At 66.8% G+C, this 17827-nt stretch carries 14 protein-coding genes; 5 read left to right on the top strand and 9 right to left on the bottom strand.

The features are described 5' to 3' along the window. Nucleotides 1–145: 145 nt before the first annotated feature. The 3 genes from QQL87_RS28780 to QQL87_RS28770 all read right to left on the bottom strand — a co-directional run bounded on the left by QQL87_RS28780 (nucleotide 146) and on the right by QQL87_RS28770 (nucleotide 3786). Nucleotides 146–2284 (bottom strand): methyl-accepting chemotaxis protein, encoded by a 2139-nt coding sequence (locus QQL87_RS28780; protein ID WP_284422469.1) that lies wholly within the window; start codon nucleotides 2282–2284, stop codon nucleotides 146–148. 239 nt (nucleotides 2285–2523) lie between these two features. Beyond that, on the bottom strand, nucleotides 2524–3255 hold the full coding sequence (locus QQL87_RS28775) for an outer membrane protein (protein WP_284422467.1): 732 nt from the start codon (nucleotides 3253–3255) through the stop codon (nucleotides 2524–2526). A gap of 219 nt (nucleotides 3256–3474) precedes the next feature. Next, a complete protein-coding gene (locus QQL87_RS28770; RefSeq protein WP_284422465.1) occupies nucleotides 3475–3786 on the bottom strand; it encodes a hypothetical protein in 312 nt (103 codons plus the stop codon). A 293-nt stretch (nucleotides 3787–4079) separates the two neighbouring features. Here QQL87_RS28770 and QQL87_RS28765 point away from each other — a divergent pair, with 293 nt between their 5' ends. Together QQL87_RS28765 and QQL87_RS28760 are read left to right on the top strand one after the other, a co-directional pair. Next, on the top strand, nucleotides 4080–5795 hold the full coding sequence (locus tag QQL87_RS28765; RefSeq protein WP_284422464.1) for a methyl-accepting chemotaxis protein: 1716 nt from the start codon (nucleotides 4080–4082) through the stop codon (nucleotides 5793–5795). 325 nt (nucleotides 5796–6120) lie between these two features. Then, nucleotides 6121–8109, top strand: a complete 1989-nt coding sequence (locus QQL87_RS28760) for a methyl-accepting chemotaxis protein (protein ID WP_284422463.1) — start codon at nucleotides 6121–6123, stop codon at nucleotides 8107–8109. Between the two features lie 97 nt (nucleotides 8110–8206). On the opposite strand, the gene QQL87_RS28755 is transcribed toward QQL87_RS28760, so the two are convergent. Genes QQL87_RS28755 through QQL87_RS28745 form a run of 3 tightly spaced genes read right to left on the bottom strand, consistent with a single transcriptional unit; the run spans nucleotide 8207 to nucleotide 12013 of the window. After that, nucleotides 8207–10474, bottom strand: a complete 2268-nt coding sequence (locus tag QQL87_RS28755) for a xanthine dehydrogenase family protein molybdopterin-binding subunit (protein ID WP_284422461.1) — start codon at nucleotides 10472–10474, stop codon at nucleotides 8207–8209. Further along, a complete protein-coding gene (locus tag QQL87_RS28750) occupies nucleotides 10464–11522 on the bottom strand; it encodes an FAD binding domain-containing protein (RefSeq protein ID WP_284422460.1) in 1059 nt (352 codons plus the stop codon). The genes QQL87_RS28755 and QQL87_RS28750 overlap by 11 nt, the downstream gene beginning before the upstream one ends. Beyond that, nucleotides 11519–12013, bottom strand: a complete 495-nt coding sequence (locus QQL87_RS28745) for a (2Fe-2S)-binding protein (RefSeq protein WP_284422459.1) — start codon at nucleotides 12011–12013, stop codon at nucleotides 11519–11521. The genes QQL87_RS28750 and QQL87_RS28745 overlap by 4 nt, the downstream gene beginning before the upstream one ends. Nucleotides 12014–12210: 197 nt before the next feature. Between QQL87_RS28745 and QQL87_RS28740 the strand changes: the two genes are divergently transcribed. Continuing rightward, nucleotides 12211–12801 carry a TetR/AcrR family transcriptional regulator gene (locus QQL87_RS28740; RefSeq protein WP_284422458.1) on the top strand — a complete coding sequence of 197 codons (591 nt, stop codon included), beginning with the start codon at nucleotides 12211–12213 and terminating at the stop codon, nucleotides 12799–12801. 230 nt (nucleotides 12802–13031) lie between these two features. Here QQL87_RS28740 and QQL87_RS28735 read toward each other — a convergent pair whose 3' ends face one another. Beyond that, on the bottom strand, nucleotides 13032–13424 hold the full coding sequence (locus tag QQL87_RS28735) for a hypothetical protein (protein WP_284422457.1): 393 nt from the start codon (nucleotides 13422–13424) through the stop codon (nucleotides 13032–13034). Between the two features lies 1 nt (nucleotide 13425). Continuing rightward, nucleotides 13426–14127, bottom strand: a complete 702-nt coding sequence (locus QQL87_RS28730; protein WP_284422456.1) for an alpha/beta fold hydrolase — start codon at nucleotides 14125–14127, stop codon at nucleotides 13426–13428. 84 nt (nucleotides 14128–14211) lie between these two features. Here QQL87_RS28730 and QQL87_RS28725 point away from each other — a divergent pair, with 84 nt between their 5' ends. Continuing rightward, a complete protein-coding gene (locus tag QQL87_RS28725; protein ID WP_284422455.1) occupies nucleotides 14212–14511 on the top strand; it encodes a hypothetical protein in 300 nt (99 codons plus the stop codon). A 692-nt stretch (nucleotides 14512–15203) separates the two neighbouring features. Here QQL87_RS28725 and QQL87_RS28720 read toward each other — a convergent pair. Beyond that, nucleotides 15204–16004, bottom strand: a complete 801-nt coding sequence (locus tag QQL87_RS28720) for an IclR family transcriptional regulator domain-containing protein (RefSeq protein WP_284422454.1) — start codon at nucleotides 16002–16004, stop codon at nucleotides 15204–15206. Between the two features lie 211 nt (nucleotides 16005–16215). Here QQL87_RS28720 and QQL87_RS28715 point away from each other — a divergent pair, with 211 nt between their 5' ends. After that, a complete protein-coding gene (locus tag QQL87_RS28715; RefSeq protein ID WP_284422453.1) occupies nucleotides 16216–17574 on the top strand; it encodes an aromatic ring-hydroxylating dioxygenase subunit alpha in 1359 nt (452 codons plus the stop codon). Nucleotides 17575–17827: the final 253 nt, after the last annotated feature.

Here is a 17827-nt window from a genome sequence, read left to right as displayed (position 1 = left end):
CGGCCGCCGCGGGCGAGCGCCAGCCGAAAAAGACATGGCTGGACGGCATTCCGGGACGCGGCAGGCCCAGGCTACGACCTTCCTCCTCCCCCCTGAGGAGCCCGCTGCAGGCGGGGCGTCTCGAAGGGCGAGGCCCGGATGGCGACTACGCCGCCTGGATATTGGTCAGGAACGCATCGACCTCGGCGCGCAGGGTGTCGGCCTCGCGGCGCAGCGCCTCGGAGGCGGTCAGCACCTCGTTGGCGGAGGTGCCGGCCTGGGCCGAGGCGCTGGAAACGCCGGTGATGTTGTTGGAGACCTCGGTGGTGCCTGACGCCGCTTGCTGAATGTTGCGGGCGATCTCGTGTGTCGCGGTGCCCTGCTCTTCCACGGCGGCTGCGATCGCCGTCGTGACGTTGTCGATCTCGGCGATGGTCCCGCCGATGTTGCGGATCGCCGATACGGCATTGGAAGCCACCTGCTGCATCCCGGCGATCTGGGTGCGGATCTCGTCGGTCGCCTTGGCGGTCTGGCTGGCGAGGCTCTTGACCTCCTGGGCGACCACCGCGAAGCCGCGGCCGGCTTCGCCGGCGCGCGCCGCCTCGATGGTGGCATTGAGCGCGAGCAGGTTGGTCTGCGAGGCGATCGCCTGGATCAGGTCGACGACCACGCTGACGCGGCTCGCATTGTCGGCCAGGCCCTGCATGGTGGCGTCGGTGGCACCTGCTTCCTCGACCGCCTTCTTTGCGATCTGCGCGGAGGTCACGACCTGACGGCCGATCTCGGCGATCGAGGACGATAGCTGCTCGGTGCCGGCCGACACGGTCTGCACGTTGACCGAGGTCTCCTCGGCGGCGGCGGCGACCGCGTTGACCAGCGAATTCGACTGGTCGGCGGTCTGCGACATGCTTTGCGCCGTCGTCTGCATCGCCGTGGCGGAGCTTTGCAGATTGCCGAGCGCGCTGCGCACCGTCGCCTCGAACTCGGCGATCCGGGCCTCCATGCGGGTGGCCCGCTCGGCCTTGGCGGCATTCTCGCGGTCCTGCTCGGCGGCCAGGGTGCGGGCCTGCACCATGTTGTCGCGGAACACCTGCAAGGTGTCGACCATCGCACCGATCTCGTCGCGCTGCTTCGAGGCCGCAATCTCCGTCTCCAGATCGCCGCTCGACAGCAGCTGCATCGCCTGCTGCAGCCGCTTGATGCGGCGCAGGATGTTGCCGCCGACATAGAGCCAGACGAACAGGAACGAGCCGAGCAGGGTGGCGGCGCCTGCGCCGATCATGCCGTATGTGGCCAGCTCGATCTTCTGGCCGGCCGCGCTGGTCGCGCCTTCGGTCGATTTGCGCACGCCTTCGACGAGCTGCTGGACGCTGATGTCGAGTCCGACATTGAGCTTGCGGGTCTCTTCCAGCACGGTCTGGCCGTAGTCGTTGGCGTCGAGCTCCTTCTCGCGCGTCTTGAACACGCGGCCCTTGCCTTCGCCGAGCGCGGCGAGCTTCAGCGCGGCGTCGTGGATCGCCTTGGTGCCGCGGCCGCTCGGCAGCAGCTCCAGATTGGACTTCAGCTGCGCCAGCGCCTCCTTGAACTGCCGCTCGATCGTCTCCAGCGTGTCGGCGTCGTTCGCCGACAGGGCGGCAGCCATCTGCGCCACGATCAGATTGCCGGAGGCCGTCACATTGCCGAGCTGCTCGACGAAGCGCGCTGCGGCGGTGGCGTCGTCCGCCGATACTTCGGCTGCGCCGAGCACGGCGTTGAGCTGGGTCTGGGCATCCAGCATCGGCTCGTTCGCCGCCTTGGTGAAGTCCTCCTGCGCCTTGCGCAGGGCGTCGTATTGCTGGTTGTGCGTGGCCGCGACGGCCAGGCGCTCGCGCGCGGCGGAGACCAGGCTCTGATTGGCCTCGTTGATGTTCTTGATCGTCTCGGCCAGCGGCGTCATCACGCTCTTCTCGGCGCCGAGCGCGCTGATCTCGGCGAGACGCTGCTGCGTGGCCTTCTGGATCTCCTGCATCTTCTTCAGGCGCTCGTTGAGAGCGTCCTCGCTCTGCGAGCCGAGCAGTGCCGGACCGAGGCTGGCGAGGCTGGAGCTCTGCGCCAGCAGTTGCAGGCTTGCGGTGAGGCGCGGAATGTCGCGGCCGGAGAGCTCGACCATGGTGCCGCCGATCTGGCGCAGCATCAGTCCCGCGCCGATGCTGATCGCGATGGCCATGCCGGCGATCACGGTGAACGCCGCGAACAGGCTGCCCCGGACGCCCCATCTCGGGCGCAGCACTCCGAGCATCCTGCTCAAGCTGATCCGAATCGCCATCTCCCGTGTCCTCCGATACGCACTACTTATGAGTTGCTTGCTTGCCGGAAGTATCGCGTTGGGCGGTTAACAAATCCGGGAAATTTGTTCGGCGGCGCTGAATTTTCTCGCATTTTCGCATTTCACAATGCGGCATTTAACGGGATGGCAACGATGCTCCATGCGCGCCGATTCCTCCATGACAAAAAGGCCGGCATTGCTGCCGGCCTTTCCTGTGCTTGTTATTTGACGCCTGTTGTTCAGTAGCGGGCCGCGACCGGAGCGCCCCAGTTGAAACGGTAGTTCACGCCGGCCTTGAAGGTGTGATCGTCGGTCGTGAAGCTGCCGGTCGGAACCAGCGCTGCCGGGCCCGCAAAGGTGGCGCTGCCGAAATTGTAGTACTGGTACTCGGCCTTGGCCGACCAGCTCGGTGCGAACATGTATTCGAGGCCGCCGCCGACGGTCCAGCCGTTGCGATGATCGCCCGACGTGGCGAAGCCGACCGGAACACCGGCCAGGGTCACCTTCTCGTTGTTGTCCGAATAGGCGTAGCCGCCCTTCACGTAGAGCAGGCCAGGACCCCAGGTATAGCCGAAGCGGCCGGTGATCGAGCCGAGGCCGCGCTGGTTGTTGGTGTAGACGTAGCCGCCCGGGAAGGCCGCGCCGACATTGCCGCTGAGCCAGCTGTACTGGCCTTCCGCACCGATCACCCAGGTCGGGGCGAACTGCCAGTCGGCGCCGACCTGGACGCCGCCGAGGAAGCGGCCGTTGGAGTTGTTGCCGGTGCCGAGGCCGGAGAAGTTGTTGTTGCTGGAGAACGCACCGCCGAGATGGGCGCCGAGATAGAAGCCGGTCCAGTTGTAGATCGGCGCGACATAGGCCGGGGCCTTGGTGGCGTAGGGATAGGTGCGGGCGCCGAGATCGGCAGCGAAGGCGGTCGGCGCCGAAGCGAGCGCGGCGAAGGCAACGGTTGCGAACAGGAACTTCTTCATGGCGGGTCTCCAACTCGGACTAACAAGGCTCGCGCAGCGCGCGCCGTCGATGGATTGGAGATAGATCGCTTTTGAGTAAAATGCTGTCACTCGCGCAGCACAGTGCTCTCCAACCCTCCCAGTTCGCAGCCAAACATCGTCTCGTAGTTAGCGGCGCGTAAACGAGAGCCGAAGCATGAGCGCGAGGCGCGGTCCGCTGTGCCGCCGCGGCACAACTCGTTAACGCGGCTTAAGAGAGTCATGCAGCGCCGCGGCCGCATCGCGGAGTTGGCGGCGATGAAGGTCGTCATCCCCGGGAATCGCCGCGACGCCCGCGGCGATCTCGGTGAGGATCGCGGCAAGCAGTCCGTAGTTGAGATGCAGGTGAATCGACTTGCGGACGTCCTCCGCTCCCGGGCGCTCGAGGATGAGCGCCAGTCCCGATGGGTCGAGATGGGCTTCGAAGCGCGATGATCGTTCGAACGTGCCGACATAGAACTTGTCGGGATATTCCAGCGCGATTTCGGCCTTGTCCGGGACAGGTTTCGACATGCGATCTCCTTTGCGCTCCCGCTGCGGACTGCATGTCATTGTCGCAGATGCATCCTGCCACGGCTTGAGGCAGGTCAGGGGTCGCAATCGAGAGATGTAAATTCCGAAACGTCGCGAATTTGTATGGAACCATTTATTTACTATAAATTAGAATGGCTTCCGTAAGTTTTGATCCATCTCGTTGCGCTGCAACAAAAAGCTGTGCGCGGCGGGATGTCGCCTTTTGCGTGTCTTTGCCGGCGCTGAAGGCGAGACAGCACCACTTCTGTCTCGTACGAAGGAACGCACACTCCATGAGAATGCGGCTCTCCATCTCCGCGATGATCCTGGCCTTCGGCCTGGTCGTGGCCGTCGGATTAGGCGCTGTGGTCGCCACCGGCATCTTTGCCGTCCGGGAGCTGAAGGTCGGCGGCCCGCTTTACCAAGACATCAAGCTCGGCAACGATCTCGTCGCCGATATCCTGCCGCCGCCCGAATATGTGATCGAGTCCTATCTGGAAGCGACCCTTGCGCTGCTCGATCCGGACAGTCTCGGCGTCCGCGCCACGCGGCTCGCCCAGCTCAAGAAGGATTATGAGGAGCGCAGGGCGTTCTGGACCGGTTCGGCGCTGGAGCCCCGGCTCAAGGCGGAGCTGGTCGAACGGTCTGACGCGGAGGTCCGCAAGTTCTGGCAGGTGCTCGAGCTCGAGCTGATGCCGGCGCTGCGGCGCGGCGACATGCCGGCCGCCAAGCCCGCCTATCAGCGGCTCACGGCGGCCTATTCCGCGCATCGGACGATCATCGACGGCATCGTCGAGCGCGCCAACCGGATGATTGCGGAGATGGAGGCGACGGCAGCGGGGCGCGACAGCACCATCACCTGGTTTGGCGGGCTGTTGTCCGGTCTCGTCCTTCTGGTCGTCGCCGCGGGCTTGCTCGGCCTGGTGCATGGCGTCGTCCGGCCGCTGGCGCACATGACGCGGCTGATGCGGCAGCTGTCCGGCGGTGATCTGTCGGGCAGCATTCCCTTCGCCGAGCGAGGCGATGAGATCGGCGCGATGGCGCGGGCGCTCGCGGTGTTCAAGACCAATGCGATGGACAACGCGCGGCTGCAGAAGCAGGACATCGATCGCGGCGAGGCCGAGAAGGAGAAGCAGCGCGCGCTGCTGGCGATGGCGGAGGTGATCGAACGCGAGACCAGCACCTCGGTCGGCGCTGCGGCGGGTGCGTCGCGAGACGTCGAGGCGGCCGCCGGAGGGTTGTCCAGCCTGGCGCGTGACCTCTCCGCCGATGCGACGGCGGTGGCCTCCGCCTCCGAGCTGTCGCTGTCGAGCGCTCATGTGGTGGCGACGTCGGCCGAGCAGCTCAGCTCGGCGATCTCCGGCATTGCAAGCGAGGTGGCGCGGGCCACGGCCATCACCAAGACGGCCGTCACCGGCCGCGAGAAGGCCACCAGCACCATCCAGTCGCTGTCGAAGGCGGTCGACAAGATCGCCGAGGTCTCCAACCTGATCGGCGGCATCGCGCAGCAGACCAACCTGCTCGCCCTCAATGCGACGATCGAGGCGGCCCGTGCGGGGGATGCAGGACGCGGCTTCGCGGTCGTGGCCGCGGAGGTGAAATCCCTGTCCGACCAGACCGCCAAATCCACCGAGGAGATCTCGCGCCTGATTTCGGAAGTACAGAGCGCCACCAACGCCACGGTCGACGCCATGGAGGGCATCGGCGACCAGATCCAGGAGATCGACGTGGTCGCGGCCTCGGTCGCGGCGGCCATGCAGCAGCAGCGCGCCGCCACCGGTGAGATCAGCCGCTCCGTGGCGGCCTCCGCCGCGGCGGCGAAGGATGTTTCGACCAAGATCGCGAATGTCGGGCGAGGCGCTGAGGCCGTGAATGATCGCGCCGTCCAGGTCCGCACCGCCATGGCGCAGGTCTCCTCGACGATGTCATCGCTGCAGTCGGTGCTGACCAATGTCGTCCGCAGCGCGACGGCCGACACCAATGGTGCGCCGTCCGCCCGTGCGGGGTGAAGCCGCCTCGGCGTTGCCAAGGGGGCCTTGACGAACGAGCCATCGCAAAGCCGGTGATGGCCCGTCGGTCCCGGCGATGGCGGCACGACATGGACGTGCAGAGCTTAGATCGTCAGCAGCGGAGTTCCCGACCATCATAGGCGGGACCGCATTTCTACGGCCGCCAAAATTTACATTCCTTGAACAGAGCTTGCTCAAGTTGACGGTATTTCCGTTCGAAGCCGTGCGCTCCGGGCAGCGTTTGTGATCTCGTCAACGACGACGTGGTCCGGCCAGCAGGCCTCTCCGCGATCGCGGGCTCTCCAACCAGATTGTGTCTCCCGTCATGAAGATGCGCCTTTCCATCTCCGCGATCATTGCCGCGTTCGGCATCGTGCTCGCGCTCGGCTTCGGCGCGGTGGTCCTGACCAGCGCCTATGCGCTGCGCGAGTTGAAGGTCGGCGGTCCGCTCTACAGCAAGATCAAGCTCGGCAACGATCTCGTCGCCGACATCCTGCCGCCGCCTGAATATGTGCTCGAAGCCTATCTCGAGGCGACGCTGGCAATGCGCAATCCCAAGAACGTGGACACCCACGTCCAGAAGTTGGCGCAGTTGAAGAAGGACTATGAGGAGCGCAAGGCGTTCTGGAGCGGATCGGCCCTGGAGTCCGACCTGAAGACGTTGCTGGTGGAGCGTTCCGACGCCGAGGTCAGGAAGTTCTGGCAGGCCGCTGAGGGTGAGCTGATCCCGGCGCTGCGCGCTGGCGACACGGCCAAGGCCGAGGCCGCCTATGCCCGCGTCAGCGAAGCCTATGGCGCCCACCGCGCCGTCATCGATCAGCTCGTCGACAAGGCGAACAAGCTGAATTCGGACATGGAGGCGGCGGCGTCGGCCCAGGATCGCAGCATCTCGGTCGTGGTCTGGACCGTTGCCGGCGTCGTCCTGGCGCTGGTCGTCGCGGGGATGTCGGGACTCGTCGTCGGCGTCGTCCGTCCGCTGACGCGCATGACAAACCTGATGCGGCGGATCGCCCAGGGCGATCTGGCGACCGATATCCCTTATGCCGAACGCGGCGACGAGATCGGCGCGATGGCCCGGGCGCTCGCGATCTTCAAGACCAACGCGTTGGAGAACAACAATCTCCGCGACAAGCAGGAGCGTGATCGGACGGAGGCCGAACAGACGAAGAAGCGGGCCATGCTCGAGATGGCCGATGTGATCGAGCGCGAGACCGGGACATCGGTGGACGCGGCGGCCGGTGCCTCGCGCCAGGTCGAGGCGGTCGCCAGCGGACTTTCCGATCTCGCTCACGAATTGTCGGCAGATGCGCAGTCGGTGGCGGCGGCCTCCGAGCAGTCGCTCGCCAACGCCCAGACCGTCTCGGCGGCGGCCGAACAGCTGAGCTCGGCGATCCGCGAGATCTCCAGCCAGGTCGCGCGCGCCAGCACCATCACCAAGTCGGCCGTGACCGGGCGCGAGAAGGCCAAGACCACGATGCTGTCGCTGACCAAGGCCGTCGACAAGATCGCCGAGGTCTCGAACCTGATCGGCGGCATTGCCGAGCAGACCAACCTGCTGGCGCTCAACGCCACCATCGAGGCGGCGCGCGCCGGCGACGCCGGCCGCGGCTTCGCCGTGGTCGCGGCGGAGGTCAAGTCGCTGTCTGACCAGACCGCCAAGTCGACCGAGGAGATCTCACGCCTGATCGGCGAGGTGCAGGCGACCACGCAGGCCACCATCGACGTGGTCGAAGGCATCGGCAGCCAGATCTCCGAGATCGACGAGGTGGCCGGCTCGATCGCCGCGGCGATGGAGGAGCAGCATGCGGCGACCCAGGAGATCAGCCGTTCGGTCCACTCCTCCGCCAGCGCGGCGCGCGACGTCTCGTCCAAGATCGGCAATGTCGGCAAGGATGCCGGCATGGTCAACGATCGCGCCGCCGAGGTTCGCGGCGCGATCGGCGAGGTGGCCTCGAGCCTGAGCGCGCTGCGGGCCACGCTGGTCAAGGTCGTCAGGACGACGACCAACGAGGCCGACCGCCGGCAGTCGCCGCGGATCAAAGCGAGCCTGCCGATCAAGGTGACCGACGACCGCAAGGGGCCGGTGAAGGCCGAACTGGTCGACATTTCCGAGGGCGGCGCCTGGTTCCGCTTCGACCCGGAGCCCGGGATCGGCGATCGCGGGAGCCTGCAATTCGCCGGCTTCAACGGCGACGTCCCCTATCAGGTCCGCGCGCGGGACAAGGACGCGTTGCGCGTCGAGTTCGAGCTCGGCGCCAAGCGCGAGTCGTTCGTGTCCTGGTTCAGATCATCCTTTTCGCGGCAGGCGGCCTAGCGCTGCCGCACCAGCACCGTTCAGACGGCAACGCCTCCGTTCCCACCAGGAAACGGAGGCGCTGCATTTTGGGAGCGCTTGTCTCCACGCGCCGTTGTCATCGGCGGGCGGGCAAGAGATCGCCGATCCGGACCGGGAAGCGCCGGACGCGAATGCCGGTGGCATGCGCGACCGCATTGGCCACGGCACCCGCCGAGCCGGTGATGCCGATCTCGCCGACGCCCTTGATGCCGAGCGGGTTGACGAACGGATCGTGCTCCGGGACCGTGAAGGCCTCGATCGCCGGAATATCGGCACTCACGGGCACATGGTACTCGCCGAGATTGGCGTTCATGATCCGCCCGCTGCGCCGGTCGGTGATGGCTTCCTCGTGCAGCGCCAGCGAGATGCCCCAGATCATGCCGCCGATGAGCTGGCTGTTCACCAGCTTCGGGTTGATGATGCGCCCCGCAGCGAACGCGCCGATCATCCGGGTCACCCTGACCTGGCCGAGATCGGGATCGACCTTCACCTCCGCGAAGACGGCGCCGTGCGAGCTCATCGCGTACTGCGCGTTGGCGGCCGGGTCGGGCATGCCCGCGCCGGAGCCTTCGATCTCGTCGAGGCCGGCGCGCGCGAGAATGTCGGCGTAGCTCTCGCCGCGGCCGTCGTCGTCGCGCCGCAGCAGCCGGCCGTTGCGTGCGATGACGCCGGCATTGCCGGCGCCGTAGAGCGGCGAGCGCTGGTCCGCCGTTGCCAGCTCGGCGAGCTTCGCGATGACCGCGGCGCCGGCATTGTGAATCGCGGTGCCGACGGTGGCGGTGTGCGCCGAGCCGCCGGCGATGCCGGCATCCGGCAGATCGGAGGTGCCGGCCTTGAACGTCACCTGATCGAGATCGAGCGCAAGCGAATCGGCTGCGATCTGCGCGAAGGCGGTCCAGGCGCCCTGGCCCATGTCGTGCGCACCGCTCTCGACCACGCCGCTGCCGTCGCGCCGGATCACGGCGCGCGCCTGTCCGGCGAACATCAGCGCATGGAACGTCGCCGTGCCCATCCCCCAGCCGACCAGGAAGCCATCCTTGTCGCGCATCGTGCGGGCTTTCAGCGGCCGCTCCCACCAGCCGAACCGCTCGGCACCTCGCGTGTAGCACTCGCGCAGCGCCTTGGAGGAGAACGGCTTGCCGGTGGCCGGCTCGACCTCGGCGTAGTTCTTGACCCGGAAGGCGAGCGGATCGAGGCCGCAGGCCTCGGCCATCTCGTCGACCGCGCTCTCCAGCGCGATCGATCCCGGCGCGAGGCCGGGGGCGCGCACGAACAATGGCGTGCCGGTGTCCATGCGCACGGCGTCATAGGTGGTCGCGAGGGCAGGCGCGGCGTAGAGCGTATGCGTCACATGCGCCGCCGCTTCGTAGAAGTCCTCGAAGCGCGAGGTCGCGACCCGGGCATGGTGATGGATCGCCGACAGCTGTCCCGTCGCGCTGGCGCCGAGCTGTAGCGTCTGCCGGGTCGGCGAGCGGTGCCCGAACGGGCCATAAAGCTGCTCGCGGCGCACGACCAGCTTTACCGGGCGCCCCAGCATCTTCGCGGCGAGAATGCCGAGGATCTGCGGCCCGGCGATGAAGCCCTTGCCGCCGAAGCCGCCGCCGAGATAGGGGCTGCGGATCAGGATGCTCTCCGGCGGAATGCCGAACAGCTCGGCAAGACGTCCGCGCATCATCACGAGGCCCTGCGTCGGCGTGTCGATGACCAGCGTCTCGTCCTGCCATTCGGCCACGATCGCATGCGGCTCCATCGCATTGTGATAGTGCGCGGGTGTCTCGTAGGTGGCGGTGATCTGCCTGTCGCTGCCGGCGAGCGCGGCCTCGACGTCGCCATGGTAGCTCTCCGCGGGGTAGCCCATGCCGACGACAGGCGGCACATAGGCCTCATCGGAATCGAGACCGATGTGAGCCGCTTCGGCCTCGTAGCGCGGGGCGAGCAGCGCGGCGCCTTCCGTCGCAGCCTCCAGGCTCTCGGCGATAACGACCGCGATCGGCTGGTTGGCGTAGCGCACGCGATCGTTCTGCAGCGCCTCGAATCTGAAGGCAAAAGGGTTCGGCTTGCCGTCGGGATCGGCTGCCAGGGCAGGGCGGTTGGCGGAGGTCATGACCTCGACCACGCCGGGGTGGGCCTTGGCGGCGTCGACGTCGAGCGCGACCACGCGTCCGCGCGCGATGCTGCTGACGGCCAGCACGGCATAGAGCAGGCCGGGCGGATTGTTGTCGGCGGCGTAGCGCGCCGCGCCGGTCACCTTGGCGCGGCCGTCGACCCGCGTCAGCGACTGGCCGATGTTGGAGCCGTGCCTCAGATGCGCAGGATCGCGCGAGAGATTGGGTTCAGGCGTCATGAAGCACTCCTGGGATGGAGGAGAAGGGGGAGGCCGGCAGCGCCGGCATGCGCGATGGCGTGCCTTGCGCTGCGGCTTGCAGCGCGCGCACGATCAGGCTGCGCGCGAGCGGGATCTTGTGGGCGTTGTCGCCGGAGGGCTTTGCCTCGCGCAGCGCAGCCTCGGCAGCCTGCTGCAGCACATCGGGCTCGGCCGGCCGGCCCGCGAGCAGCGCCTCGGCGTCACGCGCGCGCCACGGCCTGGCGGCGACACCGCCGAGCGCGACACGCGCCTGCTTGATCGTCCCGTTCTCGATCACGAGCCCGGCCGCGGCGGAGACGACGGCGAACGCATAGGAGTTGCGCTCGCGCACTTTCAGATAGCGCGCATGCCGGGCGAAGGCGCGCGCCGCCGCGGGAAGGCGGATTGCGACGATCATCTCCCCCGGCGCAAGCACAGTCTCGCGCTCCGGCGTCGTGCCGGGCAAGAGATGCAGCGCCTCCAGCGCGACCTCGCGCCGGCCTGAGACGCCTTCGATCTCGACGACGGCATCGAACGCCGCGAGCGGCACGCAGAAGTCGGACGGGTTGGTGGCGATGCAGGCCTCGCTCCAGCCGAGCACGGCATGCTGATGGCTGTCGCCACCGCGCGCGTCGCAGCCCGCGCCGGGGGTGCGCTTGTTGCAGGCGGAGGCCGCATCGTAGAAATAGGCGCAGCGTGTCCGCTGCAGCAGGTTGCCGCCGGCGGTCGCCGCATTGCGCAGCTGCGCCGACGCGCCGGACAGCAGCGCTTCCGCCACCGCCGGAAAGTCGCGCGCGAAGCCTGACTCATGCGCGAGATCGGCATTGCGCACCAGCGCGCCGATCCTGACGTCGCCATTGCCTGATGTCTCGATCCGCGTGAGCTCCGTGAGCTGGGTGATGTCGACCAGCCGCGCCGGCCGGACGACATTGCCCTTCATGAGATCGAGCAGGTTGGTGCCGGCGGCGAGATAGGTTGCGCCGGGCGCACTGGCCGCGGCGATCGCCTCCGCAACCGTGGACGGCTTCACATAGTCGAACCTGTTCATGCCGCGCGCTCCGTCGTATCAGAGAGCGTCGCCTGCGCGTCGAGCACCGCCTCGACGATGCCGACATAGGCGCTGCAGCGGCACAGATTGCCGCTCATGCCTTCGCGCACGCGCTCGGGATCGGAGCCCGCCTGGCCCTCGTTGATGAGGCCGACCGCGCTCATGATCTGGCCGGGCGTGCAGAAGCCGCATTGCAGGGCGTCCTGGGCGATGAAGGCCTCCTGCACGGGGTGCAACTGATCGCCGGTGGCGAGACCTTCGATGGTGGTGATTTCAGCGCCGTCGAGGCTGACGGCGAGCGTCAGGCAGGAATTGATGCGGCGGCCGTCGACGAGGACGGTGCAGGCGCCGCACTGGCCGCGGTCGCAGCCCTTCTTGGTGCCGGTGAGATGAAGCCGCTCGCGCAGCAGGTCGAGCAGGGTGACCCTGGGGTCGTCGAGCGCAAGCGTTCGCGGCTCACCGTTGACGGTGAGGCTGACAGTCCAATTCATGCGTTGTTCCGATCGGTGCGATGGCCTAATCGGATCGCAGCGGGCACGGCCTTGACAAGCTGTGCTCCGTCCAGATCCAGCGACCGCGGGACGACAGCTGAGGAAGGTTGGCTGTCCCGGGTGGCAGGTCCAGTTATACGGAGGTATCCTCCGTTTAGCAAGGGGACGTGAACGGTCGGTCATCAAGAGCTGGTGAGATGGAGACGAAACCACAAGACCGCCTGCGCAAGCCGCGCGCCGATGCCCAGCGCAACCGCGAGCGCGTGCTGGAGGCGGCCAAGGCGGTGTTCAGCGTCGGCGGCGCCGAGGCCAGCCTGGAGGCGGTGGCGCGCCAGGCCGGCGTCGGCATCGGCACGCTGTATCGCCATTTCCCCACCCGCGAGGACCTGTTCGAGGCCGTGTATCGCCGCGAGGTGGAGCAGCTCGCGGAGCTGGCGGAGGAGCTGAAGAGCGAGCCATCACCGGTCGAGGCCCTCAGGCGCTGGCTGCGCTCGACGGTGCAGTTCGTGGCCACCAAGAAGGGCATGATGGCCGCGCTCGCGATCGTCATGAACGCCAACTCCGAGCTCGCCGCCTATTCACACGGCCATCTCACCCGCTCCATCGGCGCGCTGCTGACCCGCGCCGTGGATGCCGGCGAAATCCGCAACGACATCAGCGCCGACGACGTCCTGCGCGCGCTGATCGGCATGTGCTACATGCACGACCAGACCGGCTGGCAGCAGAGCGTGCTGCGGCTGCTGGATGTGTTCGTGGATGGTCTGCGGGTGGCGAAGGGGCGGGCGTGACCGTACCTCACGCGACGCGTGAGCTGAACATCGGCTTGCCTACGCCATCACGCTCGACTGCACTCTCGTCCGGGCGATGTCGTGTCGAACCGGATGCTCCCTCCATCGTCATTCCGGGGCGCGCGCAGCGCGAGCCCGGAATCCATATCCACGATTGTTGCCGAGATGCGCGTTGCCTCCACACGGCCGTCTCGCTCCCTCGCCAAGGCCTATGAGTATGGATTCCGGGCTCATTCGCTGCGCGAATGCCCCGGAATGACGGGCGGGGCATCGACTGATTGCGATGACGCCGGCTCTCCACACGCCGCGCAGAATTTCGCGCGCGGTGTTCTCAACGGCTTCCCACACGACGTGCATGGCGGACCGAAATCACTTCGTCGATGATGCCAGATCGCAAGAGCATTCGTCTCGTCGAAGCCGGTCAGCTCCCGATAGCGTTGCAGCGCGCCCGCTTTACTGTCGACTGCGGGGATGGCTTGCTGGAGGGTGCATTCATTCGCCCGCCGATATTCTTTGATGTCGTCGATCCGTTTCCTGAGCAGCGGCTCGATTTCCGCCCACTCGTGCTCCTCGAGCATCGGCAGCTCAATCCGACAACGCCAGCAGTAGGCTGTGATGGCCATCTCACCCCCTGAGCCACTCCACCAGCGCCTGGGCCGTCTCCTCCGGTTGCTCGGGTTGCGGCAGGTGGCCGCAATTCTCCAGCACGACCAGCCAGCTGCCGGCGATCTCGTCGGCCATCTCCTTCGACAGGCTGTTCGGAATGGTGTTGTCGGTGTCGCCGGTCAGCACCAGGGTCGGGCAGCGGATCGCGGTCAGCGTCGGCCGGGAGTCCGGACGCGACATGATGGCCGTCAGCTGCCGGACGAAGCCGTCGACGCCGACCTCGTTGGCCATGTCGTGCACGAGCTGGCGCAGCCGCGGATCGTCCTGGCGCGAGGGGTGGACGAAGCCCGACAACAGCTCGTCGACCACCGCATGATAGTCGCCATCCCTGGCGCGCGTGATCATGGTGCGGCGGCGCGCGCTCGCCTCGGGCGTATCGGGCCGCGCCTGGGTGTTGATCAGCGCCAGCCTTGCCACGCGTTCCGGCGCCTGGCGCATGATCTCGAAGGCGATATAGCCGCCCATCGAATGGCCGGCGAGCGCGAAGCGCGGCGGCGCCTCGGCAAGGATGCGGCGCGCGATCGCCGGCATGTTGTCGTCGCGGATGTGGTTGGCGATCATCACCGGCCCGAGCCGCCACAGCGCCGGAACGACGGGCGCAAAAATGCGTGGCGACGAGATCAGCCCGGGCACCAGCACGAGCGGCAGCGTGTCAGTCATGGCCTTCCTCCCTGGAATGGCGTTACCCTTGTCGAGCCGGGTAGTTGGTTGCCCAGGATGCCATTTACGCGCGAGATGCCGCCGATGTCCAACGAAGTCGTCCGGTTCGAGCTGCGTCGTCAGAGCGACGATCTCGTCTATAGCTTCACCCGCATGCACCGTCCCGACGGCAGCATCGGCTTCAAGCGCGCCGACGGCGACCATTGGATCGTGTGGAAGCCGGACTGGGGCTGGATCGCCTGGGACGATGGCTCCCAATCGTGCATGGGCCGGCCTTGGAACGTGCTGCCGCAGCATCAGGGCGCGGCGCCGCCGGAGGGCGACTGGGTGAGCCGCAAGGCCGCGAAGTCGTACGTCTATACCCTGGTCCATCTCGCGAGGTGAAACCACGCCCCTCCGTGTTGTCGCGCGAGTTGCCGGGCTCATCGCGCGCAATCCCTGCGCGCCGGGCAGGGATGATCCCCGTGCTCGGATCGGGCGCAACGCCGCTCCGACCGGCGCTCTGCCGAGGAGATCGAGAACGCCGTGTCATTCGCGGCAATCTGGTGGCGTCGTGCGCAATTCGGGCTTGCCGCGCGGATCTAATTACTTCTGCTGCGGATCATTCCACCATCGCGCGCAGCGTGATGATACCTGGAGCACGTGTCAATCGTGGCAAACGGGACTTGATGTCACGATAAGATCACGTAATGGGCGCGGCATCAGCGTCGGGCGTCATTCGACTACAGCGATTAGTTATCGCCGAGCGAAACTACACGTGGATCAGAGCTTGCCCAGGCCGCTCTCGGGCAAGGCCGTGAGTTGGTAGCACTGTGCTGACAGTGGAGGTATCGGCGCTATTGTCGCACGTGACGCGTCGCCGCGCGCTCGCCGTGATTGCCTGGTTCTCGTGGTCGCAGATGTCAGCGTGAGGCAGGCGCAAGACGACGGAGCAGGTCATCGGCGCCAGGCGGCGTCGTGCGACGCCGGCGGAGCGGCGCGCGTGGGCCGTGAACGAGACCTCGTCGGCGCATAACGGCGCGCCGCCCGCGCGGGTCACGCGCGGGCGGCGGCAGCCTTCGACGATTGATGGAAGGTCAGACCAGCAGGGGCTGGACCGTGGCCGCGAGCTGCTTCAGCAGCGGCAGGAAGCGGTCCTTCATTTCGTCGACCCCGATGCGGTCGACGTGCCCGCCGATATTGGCCGCGGCGACGATGCTGCCATCGTAGCGGCGGATCGGCACCGACACCGAGCGGAAGCCTTGCTCGGCCTCGCCGTCGACCAGCGAATATCCGTCGCTGCGCACGGCGATGATCGAGGCAATGATCGCCTCCTTGTCGATGGTCGTCTGCGGCGTCATCGGCGTCAGCGACATCTGCTCGATCGTCTGGCGCAACTGATCGTCGGGCATCCTGCTCAGCAGGGCACGTCCGACCGACGTGCAATAGGCGGGGAGCCGATAGCCGATTTCGAGGCCGGCGGAGAACATCCGCGTCGGCGTGGCGCGCGCGATGAAGACGACCTGATCGCCGTCGAGCACGGCGAGCGAGCAGACCTCCCGGGCCTCCGTCGCCGTCACGTCCATCAGCGGCTGCATCACGGTATTGATCTGGTTCGACGCGAGGTAGCTGGATGCTAACAGCAGCACGCGCGGGGTCAGCGAGAACAGCCGATCGTCACCATGGACGAAGCCCGAAGCCTTCAGCGTCAGCAGGATCCGGCGCACGGTGGCCCGGGCAAGCCCTGTCAGCTCGGCGGCTTTGCTCAACGTCATTGGCCGGCCCTCGCGGCTGAAGGCTTGTATCACCCGCAGTCCACGATCGAGCGCTTCGACGAACTCAGGTCCGTCTCCACGCGCCTGCTTCTTCTCCTCATCAGTCCGCTTTAGTTTTGGCATCGGCCTGACACGATCCGCTGTTGTTGTTTTCGGCCGCAGTGAAGCTGCTGTCCGTTTGCCCCTGGGCTTCGGTTGTAGCTTTTTCACTTGCGCTTCTCCCCACTTAAAGCGAATCTAATCTTGGCGAACATGTGTTCGTCTAGCGAACATTATTAGATGTTCACGTGACGCTCAACGCCCGACTTGCGACGGAACAGGAGAGACAGCCATCATGATGAGCAAGGAGCAGAACGACCTGATCACGCGCATCGGACCCAGTACCCCCGCCGGTAAACTAATGAGGATGTATTGGCAGCCGGCAGCGCTGGTAGACGAACTGGCCGTCGAACGGCCAGTTCGCGCGGTCAAGCTGCTCGGGCAGGACTTCGTGCTCTTCAAGGATGCGCAGGGCCGCTACGGACTGCTCGACCGGGATTGTCCGCATCGCGGCGCCGACCTCGCCTTTGGACGCCTGGAGAACGGCGGACTGCGCTGCGCGTTCCATGGCTGGCTGTTCGATGCCGATGGCCAGTGCCTGGAGACGCCCGCGGAACCGGCCGGCTCGCCGCTGTGCAAGAACGTCAAGCAGCGCGCCTATCCGGTGGTCGAGAAAGGCGGCATCGTCTGGGCCTGGCTCGGCGAGGGCACGGCTCCGGCGTTCCCGGATATCGACTGCTTCACCGCGCCTGACACCCACACCTTCGCTTTCAAGGGCCTGATCGACTGCAACTGGCTGCAGGCGCTCGAGGTCGGCATCGACCCGGCGCACGCCTCGTTCCTGCACCGCTTCTTCGAGGACGAGGACACCTCGACCGCCTATGGCAAGCAGTTCCGCGGCGCTTCCGCCGACAGCGATCTGCCGATGACCAAGGTGCTGCGCGAATATGATCGCCCGATCATCAATGTCGAGCGCACCGAATACGGCCTGCGCATCATTGCGCTGCGCGAGATCGATGCCGAGCGCACCCATGTCCGCGTCACCAATCAGCTGTTCCCGCACGCCTTCGTGATTCCGATGAGCACGGAGATGACGATCACGCAGTGGCACGTGCCGGTCGATGACGAGACCTGCTACTGGTACGCGATCTTCACCTCCTACGGCGCGCCGGTCGACAAGGCGAAGATGCGGGCGCAGCGGCTCGAGCTCTATGAGCTGCCGGACTATCGCTCGCGCAAGAACAGGAGCAACGACTACGGCTTCGATCCGCACGAGCAGGCGACCGCGACCTACACCGGCATGGGCAACGACATCAACGTCCACGACCAATGGGCGGTGGAGTCGATGGGCCGGATCCAGGACCGCACCCGCGAGCATCTGGGACAGTCGGACAAGGCGATCATCCAGTATCGCCGCCTGCTGCGCGAGCAGATCGAGACGGTCGCGCGTGGCGAGACGCCGATGCTGCATCTCGATGCGGCCGAGGCCCGCAGCGTGCAGGGCCCGGCGACGATGGACGGCATCGGCCCGACCCGCGGCTGGGAAACCTACTGGATGGAAGTCGACGTCCGCCGCCGCCGCGGCGCCTCCTGGGCCGCGCCCGTCCCGGCCGATATCATCCGGCTCGCGCCGCATCTGAGCGCCGCGGAGTAACCGCAAGCGTGAGTGCGTATATGTCCTTCGGCGTAGTTGGCGGTCTCCTGCCCCGAGCACGGTGCGCTCCCTCTCCCCGTTCTTCACGGGGGCGCGACGAGCTTCGCTCGCGCTGGGAGGGTTGGGGTGAGGGGCAGCCGCGCGGGAAGTGTGCGTGGAGAGACCTGTACCCCCTCACCCGGATTGCATCTTCGATGCAATCCGACCACTCCCCGCAAGCGGGGCGAGGTCAGGAGGTCAGAGGGACCGAGTA

It is taken from the genome of Bradyrhizobium sp. SSBR45G (assembly GCF_030159255.1).
In the GTDB taxonomy this organism is placed as follows: Bacteria; Pseudomonadota; Alphaproteobacteria; order Rhizobiales; family Xanthobacteraceae; genus Bradyrhizobium.
Note: the sequence above shows the minus strand (reverse complement) of the source record. Positions and strands in the feature narration are given on the sequence as shown.